The 12,019-nt window shown below is 54.1% G+C and carries 12 protein-coding genes, 1 rRNA gene and 1 riboswitch; all 13 genes read right to left on the bottom strand.

The window, feature by feature from the left end:
• Positions 1–7: 7 nt before the first annotated feature.
• The 13 genes from purH to rrf all read right to left on the bottom strand — a co-directional run bounded on the left by purH (position 8) and on the right by rrf (position 11,976).
• The gene (purH, locus tag M467_RS16295) at positions 8–1,528 is read right to left on the bottom strand and encodes a bifunctional phosphoribosylaminoimidazolecarboxamide formyltransferase/IMP cyclohydrolase (protein WP_021065200.1); all 1,521 of its coding nucleotides are present in this window, start codon (positions 1,526–1,528) and stop codon (positions 8–10) included.
• Positions 1,525–2,103, bottom strand: a complete 579-nt coding sequence (gene purN, locus M467_RS16290) for a phosphoribosylglycinamide formyltransferase (protein ID WP_021065199.1) — start codon at positions 2,101–2,103, stop codon at positions 1,525–1,527. The genes purH and purN overlap by 4 nt, the downstream gene beginning before the upstream one ends.
• Complete coding sequence (gene purM, locus M467_RS16285) at positions 2,100–3,134, bottom strand: phosphoribosylformylglycinamidine cyclo-ligase (protein WP_021065198.1); 1,035 nt, start codon at positions 3,132–3,134, stop codon at positions 2,100–2,102. The genes purN and purM overlap by 4 nt, the downstream gene beginning before the upstream one ends.
• A 12-nt stretch (positions 3,135–3,146) precedes the next feature.
• Positions 3,147–4,556: an amidophosphoribosyltransferase gene (gene purF / locus M467_RS16280; RefSeq protein WP_021065197.1), complete on the bottom strand. Its 1,410-nt coding sequence runs from the start codon at positions 4,554–4,556 to the stop codon at positions 3,147–3,149.
• Positions 4,532–6,751 (bottom strand): phosphoribosylformylglycinamidine synthase subunit PurL, encoded by a 2,220-nt coding sequence (gene purL / locus M467_RS16275; RefSeq protein WP_021065196.1) that lies wholly within the window; start codon positions 6,749–6,751, stop codon positions 4,532–4,534. The genes purF and purL overlap by 25 nt, the downstream gene beginning before the upstream one ends.
• Positions 6,735–7,415, bottom strand: coding sequence for a phosphoribosylformylglycinamidine synthase subunit PurQ (purQ, locus tag M467_RS16270; protein ID WP_021065195.1), 681 nt, complete (start codon positions 7,413–7,415; stop codon positions 6,735–6,737). The genes purL and purQ overlap by 17 nt, the downstream gene beginning before the upstream one ends.
• Positions 7,412–7,654 carry a phosphoribosylformylglycinamidine synthase subunit PurS gene (gene purS, locus M467_RS16265; RefSeq protein WP_021065194.1) on the bottom strand — a complete coding sequence of 81 codons (243 nt, stop codon included), beginning with the start codon at positions 7,652–7,654 and terminating at the stop codon, positions 7,412–7,414. The genes purQ and purS overlap by 4 nt, the downstream gene beginning before the upstream one ends.
• Complete coding sequence (purC, locus tag M467_RS16260) at positions 7,651–8,355, bottom strand: phosphoribosylaminoimidazolesuccinocarboxamide synthase (RefSeq protein WP_021065193.1); 705 nt, start codon at positions 8,353–8,355, stop codon at positions 7,651–7,653. Before purC ends, purS begins: the two co-directional genes overlap by 4 nt.
• A gap of 48 nt (positions 8,356–8,403) precedes the next feature.
• The gene (gene purB / locus M467_RS16255) at positions 8,404–9,696 is read right to left on the bottom strand and encodes an adenylosuccinate lyase (RefSeq protein ID WP_021065192.1); all 1,293 of its coding nucleotides are present in this window, start codon (positions 9,694–9,696) and stop codon (positions 8,404–8,406) included.
• Positions 9,693–10,787, bottom strand: coding sequence for a 5-(carboxyamino)imidazole ribonucleotide synthase (gene purK, locus M467_RS16250; RefSeq protein WP_021065191.1), 1,095 nt, complete (start codon positions 10,785–10,787; stop codon positions 9,693–9,695). Before purK ends, purB begins: the two co-directional genes overlap by 4 nt.
• Positions 10,787–11,275: a 5-(carboxyamino)imidazole ribonucleotide mutase gene (purE, locus tag M467_RS16245; protein WP_021065190.1), complete on the bottom strand. Its 489-nt coding sequence runs from the start codon at positions 11,273–11,275 to the stop codon at positions 10,787–10,789. The genes purK and purE overlap by 1 nt, the downstream gene beginning before the upstream one ends.
• A gap of 69 nt (positions 11,276–11,344) precedes the next feature.
• A riboswitch (purine riboswitch) is annotated at positions 11,345–11,446 on the bottom strand.
• A 140-nt stretch (positions 11,447–11,586) separates the two neighbouring features.
• On the bottom strand, positions 11,587–11,778 hold the full coding sequence (locus M467_RS16240) for an NETI motif-containing protein (protein WP_021065189.1): 192 nt from the start codon (positions 11,776–11,778) through the stop codon (positions 11,587–11,589).
• An 82-nt stretch (positions 11,779–11,860) separates the two neighbouring features.
• Positions 11,861–11,976, bottom strand: a 5S ribosomal RNA gene (gene rrf / locus M467_RS16235).
• Positions 11,977–12,019: the final 43 nt, after the last annotated feature.

Raw genomic sequence — 12,019 nt, 5'->3', positions numbered from 1 at the left:
GCTCCTCTCAATGTTTGAAGTGTCGAACTGACGTGAACACCATCGTGATGCCGTGACGGTTCGCCGCTTCGATCGACTCTTCGTCACGAATCGATCCGCCCGGTTGAATGATGGCCGTGATCCCGGCCGCAGCCGCAGCCTCGACCGTATCGCCCATCGGGAAGAACGCATCGCTACCGAGAGCGGCCCCTTGAGCACGTTCCCCTGCTTGTTCGAAAGCGATTTTCGCCGCGCCGACGCGGTTCATCTGTCCCGCACCGATGCCGATTGTCGTCTCGTCTTTGGCGACGACGATGGCGTTGGATTTCACGTGTTTAACGACACGCCACGCAAGTTTCAAATCTTCCCATTCAGACGCCGTCGGACGACGATCCGTCACGATTTGGCATGACGCATCATCGAGTGTGACGTCGTCCCCATCTTGTACGAGGAGACCGCCCGCGACGGCTGTCAAGCGCATCCCTGTCATCTGGCCCATGTCGAGCGTCAATAACCGAAGATTCTTTTTCTCTTTCAATCGGTCAAGTGCTGCCTCACTAAAGGATGGCGCGATGATGATTTCTAGGAAGATGTTGCGGAGCGCCTCTGCCGTTTCCACATCGACTTCACGGTTCAAGGCGACGATGCCTCCAAAAATCGAGACCGGATCGGCCGCATGGGCTCTTGAGAACGCCTGGCTGATTGTTTCTCCGACAGCGACACCGCACGGGTTCATATGTTTGACGACGACCGCTGCCGGCTCCGTCAATTCGCTGAGCGCCTCGAGCGCCGCATTCGTATCTTGGATATTGTTATATGAGAGTTCTTTGCCGTGCAGTTGCTTCGCGTTCGCGAGCGTCATCCCGTGATAGAGCGGCGTCTTATAAAACGCTGCCTGCTGGTGCGGGTTTTCCCCGTAACGGAGGTCTTGTACTTTCTCATACGTGACCGTGAGCTGTTCCGGGAACGTCTCGCCGATCTGCTGCCCTAAATAGTCGGCAATCAAGGCGTCATACGCCGCCGTGTGACGGAACGCTTTTGTCGCAAGACGTTGACGTGTTTCGAACGTCGTCCCGCCGGCACGAACCGCTTCGGCCACATGACCGTAGTCGGCCGGATCAACGACGACCGTCACGCTAGCATGGTTTTTCGCGGCTGAACGGAGCATGCTCGGTCCACCGATATCGATATTTTCAATCGCTTCTTCATACGTCGCATTCTCTTTCGCAATCGTCTGTTTGAACGGGTATAAGTTGACGACGACATAGTCGATTGGCTCGATGTCGTGGTCTCTCATCTGTTCGACGTGCGAGTCCAAATCGCGGCGTCCGAGCAGACCACCGTGAACGAGCGGATGGAGCGTCTTCACGCGTCCGTCGAGCATCTCTGGGAACGACGTCACTGCTGAGATGTTTTTTACCGGAAGGCCGGCCGCGATGAGCGCTACTTCCGTCCCGCCTGTCGAAATGAGTTCGATGCCCGCTTCATGCAACGCCTGCGCGAGCTCGACGATTCCTGTTTTATCTGACACACTCAGTAATGCTCTCACTTGAAAACCTCCTGTTGGATAAACACTTGTTGTAGTACGCGCGGATAGAGCTGATGCTCGACCGCTTGGATGCGTCTTGCCGCTTCGGCCGCATCACAGCCTGCGATAGCGACGTCTTGTTGGGCGATGATTGGTCCCGTGTCCATCCCGGCATCTACGTAATGAACCGTGACCCCGCTCGTCGGCACATTCGCCGCGAGCGCCTGACCGATGGCGTCTTTTCCAGGGAACGCCGGTAAGAGCGACGGATGGATGTTGATGATTTGCTTTGGATACGCGGTAAGCAGCACGTCCCCAATCAACCGCATATACCCGGCCAAGACAATATAGTCGGCGCCGAGTGCCTGTAGTAGGACGAGTATTTCTTGTTCGAATTCCGCTTTTGAGGCGTACGTCTTCGGTTCGAACGAGAAGGTCGGGATGTTGAACCGATCGGCCCGCTCGAGTACTTTCGCTTCTGGTTTGTCCGTGACGAGCAGGACGCATTCCCCTGACAAGTCGCCTCGGTCAATGGCTTGCCAAATCGCTTCGGCGTTGCTACCGGACCCGGAGGCGAAGATGGCAAACTTTTTCACTGGTCGACCCCCATGATGCGGACACCCGGTTTGGCATCGACTTTCCCGATGCGATGCGACGTCTCTCCGGCGCGCTCGAGCGCAGCTTCGACAGCTTCGACATCTTCAGGACGGACTGCGATCATGAAGCCGATACCCATATTGAACACGTTGAACATCTCTTGTTTCGAGACGTGCCCGACTTGTTCGAGCCAGTCGAACACGGGCAGGCTCGGCCAATTCGATGCGTCGAATGTGACACCGAGGCCTTCCGGCAGCATGCGTGGCACGTTCTCGTAAAAACCGCCGCCCGTGATATGGGCCATGCCTTGGACACGCCCCGTCGCGATGGCCGCTTTCGCCGCCTCGGAATAAATGCGCGTCGGCAACAAAAGGGCGTTCCCGAGCGTCGTGTCGAGCATGGCGATCTCATCAGTGTAGGCGAGCCCTTGCGATTCGACGATATGGCGGACGAGCGAGAATCCGTTTGAATGGACACCCGATGATGCGAGTCCGAGGACGATGTCCCCCGCTTCAATCGTCCGTCCATCGATCAGTGCTTCCTTCTCGACGACACCGACGGCGAATCCGGCGATGTCATATTCGCCGTCCGGATACATCCCCGGCATCTCGGCCGTCTCGCCTCCAACGAGGGCACAGCCCGCTTGGACACAGCCTTCGGCGACTCCTGCGACGATGCGCTCAAGTTTGGCCGGTTCCGCTTTTCCGGTCGCGATATAGTCTAAGAAATAAAGCGGTTCGGCCCCGTGGACGAGACAGTCATTGACACACATCGCCACACAGTCAATTCCAATCGTATCATGTTGGTCGAGCGCGAACGCGAGTTTGAGTTTCGTGCCGACCCCATCCGTTCCGCTGACGAGAATCGGATGTTTCAACTGCATCGAGCCAAGGTCAATCATCGCCCCAAAACTACCGAGCCCGGTCATCACTTCTGGACGCATCGTCCGTGCAACGTGACGCTTCATGCGTGATACTGCCTCATAGCCTGCCTCTAAATTCACACCCGCTTGTTCATATCTTAAACTCATCGTCAGTCCCCCTCAAGCTTTTGTCTCTGTTACAAGTTCCGCCAGTTCAGTTGGATAAAGTCCGGTGAAGCAAGCGGCGCACTGCCCGCGCAAGTTCCCTTCGAACGGCCGGTCGATTGCTTCGACCGTCCCATCCAATGTGAGGAACGCCAGTGAATCGGCTCCAATCTCTTCTTTAATCTCTTCGATGGATTTGGTGGCCGCAATCAACTCTTCCTTTGATGATGTATCGATGCCGTAATAGCACGGATGCTTGATCGGTGGTGACGTGATGCGCACATGCACTTCGGTCGCCCCGGCTTCACGGAGCAGTTTGACGATGCGTCGGCTCGTCGTCCCGCGAACGATTGAGTCGTCGACCATGATGACCCGCTTACCGCTCACGACACCTCGCAACGCCGACAGTTTCATCTTGACGCCGCGCTCCCGTAACTCTTGCGACGGTTGAATGAACGTCCGGCCGACGTATCGGTTTTTGATGAGTCCCATCTCGTACGGAATCCCGCTCGCCTCGGCGTAACCGATGGCCGCTGAGATACTCGAATCAGGGACGCCGGTGACGACGTCCGCTTCGACCGGTGCCTCGTCGAACATCTTTTTCCCCATCGCCTTACGGGCCGTATGCACGTTGACGCCATCGATGATCGAGTCCGGCCGCGAGAAGTAGATGTATTCCATTGAACACATCGCGCGGACCGAGGCCTCGCTGTACCGCTCCGACACGATCCCGTCTTGCGTGATCATAAGGAGTTCCCCTGGCTCGACATCGCGTACGTACGTCGCCCCCACGACGTCGAACGCACATGTCTCTGAAGCGAACACGTAGGCTCCGTCCTCGGTCTGGCCGAGCGAGAGCGGACGTAATCCGTGAACATCGACGCCGACGTAGAGCGCGTCTTCCGTCAAGAAGAGGAAGGCGAACGCGCCGACGAGACGAGCCAAGCTATCCGCGATTCGTTCTTTCATCGAGTTGCCTCGGCTCCGCTTAATCAAGTGGGCGACGACTTCCGTGTCAGATGTCGTCTGAAAAATCGCACCTTCCGCTTCGAGCATATGTTTCAACTCGTTGGCGTTGACGAGATTCCCGTTGTGCGCCATCGCCAAATCGCCCGTGAGCGACTTGAAGTGGAGCGGTTGGACGTTCTCGAGCGTGTTGCCGCCTGCCGTCGAATAACGGACATGACCGATGGCGTGGTGCCCGGTCAATGCATCGAGCGACGGTTCGTCGAACACTTCAGCGACGAGTCCGAGCCCGCGTTTGGCGTGCAAGCGCTCCCCGTCAGCCGTGACGATGCCTGTCCCTTCTTGTCCCCGGTGTTGCAGGCTGTGGAGGCCGTAGTAGGCGAGGTGTGACGCTTCGTGGTGATTAAATACCCCGAATACCCCGCACTCCTCGTTCATGCCTCGGATGTCATATAACATGGAATAGCTCCTTCCCATACCCGTTCAAGTTCCGTGACGTCCATTTCGATTAGGCGGTCGCTCGCACGCACCGTCAATTGTGGCGTGTCTGTCACCTGTCCGATGCGTGTCGCCTTCGTCAACTTCGCGAACGCATCGGCCTGATGTGGCGCGACTGTGACGAGGAACCGTGACTGTGATTCGCTGAAAAGTGTCGTCACGAGATCTGTGTCGACTGTGACGTCTGCGCCGAAGCCCGTGCCGAACACGAGTTCAGGGAGTGCTGCGGCGAGTCCACCTTCCGATACGTCGTGGGCCGCCGTGACAAGTCCTTCCCGGATTGCTGCGAGGAGCGCTTGTTGCTGACGGCTCTCCGTCTCCAGGTCAAGCGTCGGCGCCTGTCCGCTCACTTCTCCGTCTTGAAGCATTTGGAGCGCACTACCGCCGAACTCAGGTTTCGTCTCTCCGAGCAGGAAGATGATGTCGCCTGATTCTTTCGCGAACGACGTCGTGATATGTTCTGGCTTGTCGATCAAGCCGACCATGCCGACGACCGGCGTCGGATAAATCGCCGTCCCGTTCGACTCATTGTAAAGCGAAACGTTCCCGCCGATGACCGGTGTGTCGAGGGCACGGCACGCTTCGGCCATCCCTTCGACGGCTTGGTCGAGCTGCCAGAACCCTTCTGGCTTGTCCGGGCTACCGAAGTTCAAGCAGTCCGTGAGGGCGAGCGGTGTGGCGCCGCTGGCGACGATGTTGCGCGCTGCCTCTGCGACCGCGATGGCACCACCGACACGCGGGTCGAGGTACACGTATTTGGCGTTGCAGTCCGTCGTCATCGCGAGCGCTTTGTCTGTGTCGCGAATCCGGATAACGGCCGCATCACTTCCTGGTGCAACGACGGTTGATGTTTGGACCATATGGTCGTATTGCTCATACACCCAACGTTTCGAGGCAATCGTCGGCATGGCAAGCACGTCTTTCCATGTCGTGAGTACGTCCGTGACGACCGGTTGGACCGGTGCCATCGCTTGGAACGTTTCATAATATGCCGGTACTTTCGACGGCTTATGGTAGACCGGTGCGTCTTCTGCGAGCGCGTCGACCGGTACTTCGGCTGCGACTTCCCCTTGATGGAGAAGACGGAGCACTTTTTCTTCGATGACGACACCGACTTTGATCGCATGAAGTCCCCACTTCGTGACGATTGCTTCGATTTCATCTTCATGCCCTGCCTTGACGACGAGAAGCATCCGCTCTTGTGACTCGGACAACATCATCTCGTAAGGCGTCATGTCAGCCTCGCGTTGTGGGACGAGGTCGAGGTTCATCTCGATGCCCATGCCTGCCTTCGATGCCATCTCGGCCGAAGACGACGTGAGACCAGCCGCTCCCATGTCTTGGATCCCGACGAGGGCTGGGTGCTTAATGACTTCCAAACACGCCTCAATCAACAGTTTCTCCATGAATGGGTCACCGACTTGGACGGCCGGGCGTTTCTCGTCCGCATCCTCACCGAGTTCTTCCGAGGCGAACGTCGCCCCGTGAATGCCGTCGCGTCCTGTCGTTGCGCCGACGTACATGACCGAGTTGCCGACACCTTCGGCAATCCCTTTTTGAATGTCTTCATGGCGAATGAGTCCGACGCACATCGCGTTGACGAGCGGGTTGCCGGCATAGGCCGGGTCGAACGCGACTTCCCCACCGACCGTCGGGATGCCGACACAGTTGCCGTAACCGGCGATGCCGGAGACGACGTGGCCGAAAAGATGTTTCACACGTGATTCGTTCAAATCTCCGAAGCGGAGCGAGTTGAGGAGTGCGACCGGTCGCGCGCCCATCGAGAAGATGTCGCGGATAATCCCGCCGACACCTGTCGCCGCACCTTGGTACGGCTCAATCGCCGATGGATGGTTATGGCTCTCGATTTTGAATGCGACGGCCTGGCCATCGCCAATGTCGACGATGCCGGCACCTTCCCCAGGTCCTTGAAGGACGTGTTTCCCAGTAGTCGGGAATTTCCGGAGGACAGGCTTCGAGTTTTTGTACGAACAGTGTTCAGACCACATGACCGAGAATAACCCGATCTCTGTGTAATTCGGCTCACGACCGAGCAGTGAGACGACGAGCGCGTATTCCTCATCGGTCAAGCCCATCGTGGCGTAAAGTCGCTCTTCACGGATGTGTGTTGCTGTCGGTTCAGTTGTAAGTAGCATGTCGAGTCCCCCATTTCACCATCGAAGTGAATAATCGTTTGCCATCTTCCCCGCCTAAGAGTGCTTCGACCGCTCGTTCCGGGTGTGGCATCATTCCGAGTACGTTACCTTGTACGTTCGTGATTCCTGCGATATTCGCGACCGATCCATTCGGATTGTTGGTATACGTGAAGGCGATTTGCCCGTTCGCACGGAGCGTCTCGAGTGTCGCCTCGTCACAGTAGTAGTTGCCTTCCCCGTGCGCGATTGGGACTTGAATCGTCTCCCCGAGCTCATAATCGTTCGTGAACATCGTCTCGTTCGTTTCGACTTTCAATTCGACTGTCTTGCACATGAACTTCAAATCACGGTTGCGCATCAATACGCCCGGTAGGAGTCCCGCTTCGACGAGCACTTGGAATCCGTTACAGACGCCGAGCACTGGACGCCCTTCTTCGGCGAATCGTTTCACTTCGTTCATAATCGGTGAGAACTGGGCGATGGCACCACAGCGCAAGTAGTCCCCGTATGAGAAACCGCCTGGTAGGAGCACACCGTCGTACCCATCAAGCGACGTTTCCGTATGGAACACATAGTCCGCTTCTTCGCCGAGGACATCTTTTACGGCATGATACATGTCGAGGTCACAGTTCGATCCGGGGAAGACGATGACAGCGAATTTCATGCGAGTACCCCCATCTCGATTCGATAGTTCTCGATAACCGTGTTGACGAGCAACTTCTCACACATGTCACGCACCATCGCTTCGGTCGTCTCATCTGCCACTTGAAGCTCGATGACTTTCCCGATGCGTACCGACTCTACCCCTGTAAAACCGAGATGTTCGAGCCCACCTTTTACGGCGACGCCTTGTGGATCCAGTACACTTTCACGTAATGTCACGTACACGTTTACTTTTTTCATCGGTCCATTCCCCCTATGCGTGTTAACAGTTGGCTGTATGTGTCTGTCAGAGATCCAAGGTCTCTGCGGAAAACGTCTTTATCGAGCTTTTGTTTCGTCTCTTTGTCCCAAAGCCGGCACGTGTCTGGTGAGATTTCATCGGCAAGGATGATCGTGCCATCGACTTTACCGAACTCAAGTTTGAAATCGATTAAATCGATGCCATGTTCATTGAAGAAATCGAGCAACACATCGTTGACCCACAGACCAAGTTGTCGCAATGTTTCGACTTCTTTGTGTGTGGCAACTTGCAGTAAACGGATATGATCCTCCGTTAAGAGTGGATCTCCGAGTGCGTCATCTTTATAGTAAAACTCGACAATCGGTGACAGGAGCGGTGTCCCTTCTTCCCAACCGAGTCGTTTGGCAAGGCTTCCGGCGGCGACGTTGCGAACGACGACCTCGAGCGGAATGATATCGACACGGCGCACGAGCTGCTCGCGATCCGATAGTCGCTTAATGAAATGCGTCGGAATCTTGTTATCGTGCATGAGTTCGAACAAGCGCGTCGTGATGGCATTGTTCAACACGCCTTTGCCGGCGATTGATTCTTTCTTCTCCCCGTTAAATGCTGTCGCGTCGTCTTTATAATAAACGCGGAGCACACCCTGTTCTTCAGTCTCAAATAACGCTTTCGCTTTACCTTCGTAAATTGCTTCCATCTGTATCGTCCCCCTTAAAAGTGAGAGGGGCATGAAGCCCCTCAACGATCACAAACCACAGCGTTCAAAAATAACATCGACACGGCGCACGTGATGGCTCGGGTCGAATAGGTCGTCGAGCTCGTCACTCGTGAAGAGTGCGCCCATCTCGGCGTCTTGTTCAATCAAGGTGCGGAACATCGTCTCTTCTTCCCACGCTTGCATCGCCTTCGGTTGAACGGCATCATAAGCGGCTTCGCGCGACCATCCTTTTTCAATCAACGCGAGCAAGATGCGTTGGGAGAAGATAATGCCAAACGTCCGGTCCATGTTCCGGCGCATATTATCCGGGAAGACCGTCAAGTTCTTCACGATATTGCCAAAGCGGTTCAACATGTAGTTGAGGAGACTCGTCGCATCCGGAAGAATGATCCGTTCTGCTGATGAGTGTGAGATGTCACGTTCATGCCAGAGTGGGACGTTCTCATACGCCGTCACCATATGACCGCGAATGACACGGGCCAGGCCGGTCATGTTCTCTGAACCAATCGGGTTACGTTTATGCGGCATTGCTGACGATCCTTTTTGTCCTTTGGCGAAGAATTCTTCGACCTCACGTGTCTCTGTCTTTTGGAGGCCGCGAATCTCTGTCGCCATCTTCTCAATCGATGTGGCAATCAATGCGAGCGTGGACATGTATTCGGCGTGTCGGTCACGTTGTAACGTCTGCGTCGAAATCGGTGCTGCTTGAATCCCTAATTTGTCACACACATACGATTCGATGAACGGATCGATGTTTGCGAACGTGCCGACCGCACCACTCATCTTGCCGAATTCAATCGTCTCACGGGCTGCCATGAACCGTTTCTTGTTGCGCTTCATCTCTTCGTACCAAAGGGCGAGCTTCAATCCGAACGTCGTCGGTTCTGCGTGGACACCGTGTGTACGGCCCATCATGATGTCATACTTATGTGCTCTAGCTTTTTCAGCGAGGATGTCGATGAAACGGTCGATGTCAGCTTCTAAAATATCGTTCGCTTGCTTAATCAAGTACGATAAGGCCGTATCGACGACGTCTGTCGAAGTCAGTCCGTAATGCACCCACTTCTTCTCTTCACCGAGTGTCTCTGAGACGGCACGGGTGAATGCGATGACGTCATGACGTGTCTCTTGCTCGATTTCAAGGATGCGTTCGACATCAAACGATGCCTTGTCCCATAAGACGGCGACATCTTCCTTCGGGATGATACCAAGTTCGCTCCACGCCTCGCAGGCGTACAGCTCTACTTGGAGCCATGCCTCAAATTTATTCTGGTCTGTCCAAATCGCCGCCATCTCAGGACGGGTATAACGTGAAATCATAAAACGGTCTCCTTCCAAATTGCCAATTGTTCGATGGTCTGAAGCGCTTCTTCGACGGAAGCAGCAATCACGTTCAAATGTCCCATTTTCCGCCCCTGCTTCGCTTCTTCTTTCCCATACAAATGTAGTTTAACATTCGACGGTAACGTTTGCGGGTTCAGCTCGTCCATATGTTCGCCTAACAGGTTGACCATGACGATTGGTGTGTAAAGCGTCGTTCGTCCAAGCTTCATCCCGGTGATTGCCCGAATGTGTTGCTCGAACTGTGATGTCTCACAGGCATCAATCGTGTAATGCCCTGAGTTGTGAGGGCGTGGCGCAAGTTCATTCACGTACAATGAACCGTCTTCCATAATGAACAACTCAACCGCAAGCGTACCGATCAATCCGATGTGGTCAGCGAGTTGGAGGGCCAAATGACGCGCCTCTTCTAAAATATCAGGCTCCACTCGTGCCGGTACAATCGAAAGATGTAAAATATTGTTTCGATGAATGTTCTCGCTGATGGGGAACGTCGTCGTCTCGTGCGTCCCTCTCGTCACGATGACAGAGATTTCTTTTTTAAAAGGAAGCCAAGCTTCGGCCACATATTCCGTCTCTTCGAACTGATTTGTGAACGAGCGTACGTCTTGTTCTGAACGTATTACGGTTTGACCTTTACCGTCATAACCAAAACGGCACGTCTTAATCACGAACGGAAAACCTAACACGTCTCTTGCTCGAATGACATCACGGACGGAACGGACTGGAACGTACGGTGCGACTTGAAGACCTGCCCCTTCAATCATTTGTTTTTCAAAGATTCGATGCTGTGTCGCCTTCAAGACATCCATCCCTTGAGGACATTTGTCAGCAATGGCCTCAATCATCGCCGTATCGATGTTCTCAAATTCATAGGTGATGACGTCTGAACGATGTGCAAGTTCACGTGCTGCCGTTACGTCGTCGAATGCAGCGACGATGCTTGGTGCGACCTGAGCGGCGGGCGCGTTTGAGTTTGGATCGAGGCTTAGCGTTTTGTACCCCATAGCACTCGCACTGAGAGACATCATGCGACCTAACTGACCTCCACCTAAAATGCCGATTCTCATTAGATCAGTTCCTCCGTCGCTTGAAGTGCCATATCGCGCTTCGCTTGGCGATACGTATCTAGGCGTTCAACCAATGCGGGGAATTGCAGGCTGAGGATTTGAACGGCGAGTAGGGCCGCGTTTGTCGCACCGGCACGTCCGATAGCGACCGTTGCTACTGGTACTCCTGCAGGCATTTGAACAATCGAGAGCAAGGAATCAAGTCCATTTAACGCTTTAGATTGAACAGGCACTCCGATGACAGGAAGCGTTGTTTTCGCTGCGACCATTCCCGGTAAATGGGCTGCTCCTCCTGCGCCTGCAATGATGACTTGTATGCCTCTCGCACGGGCCTCTTCAGCATATTCAAACATTAAGTCCGGCGTCCGATGTGCTGAGACAACTTGTTTTTCATATGGAATACTCAATTCTTCCAGGATGTCACAAGCATGACGCATCGTTTCCCAATCAGACGAGCTACCCATGATCACACCTACCGTTGCCTTCATTCAAATGTCCCCCTTAAATAAAGAAATCCCTAAACCGAATAACCAGTTTAGGGTATAGGCCACGACAAAAAAATGTCGACTATACCCCATAGTCTGATCAGAATCGGCGATCAGGTAGAAACTTGCGAGCCATTTCCTCGCGATTATATGGAGCACTATTTAATTTGTTATTAACTCACACGCCTATCGTACCTTGTTCATTCAAAACATGTCAACAAACTGCGAACAATTTAATTGTCTGAATATTTATCGTTCGTCTTTAGTGTTGTTGAAATACAAAAAAACCGCCACGCATTCGTGACGGTTTGGCATTATGATTCGAGAGCAACGCACTCAAACAAAATCGATTGATGGGAATGTACAGGTTCGTCTTTGGTTCCCGTTTGTTCAAAGACAGGCTTTTCAATCCTACGTACCGGGCGATACCCCATTTGAGCAATTCGATTTAAACAGTCATCGATTGTCTCGTTTGGCTCGACGTATACTTTGATTTTTTTGGCCATCTGTTCTTCCTCTCTTTCATTTGAATCACGATATAAATAAAAAAGCGGCGGCCCTTGAGCGAATGCTCCAGAACCACCGTTTGCCTGGCGACGTCCTATCCTCACAGGGGGAGACCCCCAACTACTTTCGGCGCTGAAGTGCTTAACTTCCGTGTTCGGCATGGGAACGGGTGTGACCACTTCGCCATCGCCACCAGACATAGAGAGATCGTTCTCTCAAAACTGAAGACTCATCAATTCA

Source organism: Exiguobacterium chiriqhucha RW-2, assembly GCF_000416965.1.
Lineage (GTDB): Bacteria > Bacillota > Bacilli > Exiguobacteriales > Exiguobacteriaceae > Exiguobacterium > Exiguobacterium chiriqhucha.
This window is presented reverse-complemented; position numbering and strand designations above follow the sequence as displayed.

Coding starts and splice junctions, on each gene's coding strand:
- purM (WP_021065198.1), bottom strand. CDS start 3,134: ATGAGTTTAAGATATGAACAAGCGGGTGTGAATTTAGAGGCAGGCTAT.
- purF (WP_021065197.1), bottom strand. CDS start 4,556: ATGTTATATGACATCCGAGGCATGAACGAGGAGTGCGGGGTATTCGGG.
- purL (WP_021065196.1), bottom strand. CDS start 6,751: ATGCTACTTACAACTGAACCGACAGCAACACACATCCGTGAAGAGCGA.
- purQ (WP_021065195.1), bottom strand. CDS start 7,415: ATGAAATTCGCTGTCATCGTCTTCCCCGGATCGAACTGTGACCTCGAC.
- purS (WP_021065194.1), bottom strand. CDS start 7,654: ATGAAAAAAGTAAACGTGTACGTGACATTACGTGAAAGTGTACTGGAT.
- purC (WP_021065193.1), bottom strand. CDS start 8,355: ATGGAAGCAATTTACGAAGGTAAAGCGAAAGCGTTATTTGAGACTGAA.
- purB (WP_021065192.1), bottom strand. CDS start 9,696: ATGATTTCACGTTATACCCGTCCTGAGATGGCGGCGATTTGGACAGAC.
- purK (WP_021065191.1), bottom strand. CDS start 10,787: ATGAGAATCGGCATTTTAGGTGGAGGTCAGTTAGGTCGCATGATGTCT.
- purE (WP_021065190.1), bottom strand. CDS start 11,275: ATGAAGGCAACGGTAGGTGTGATCATGGGTAGCTCGTCTGATTGGGAA.
- M467_RS16240 (WP_021065189.1), bottom strand. CDS start 11,778: ATGGCCAAAAAAATCAAAGTATACGTCGAGCCAAACGAGACAATCGAT.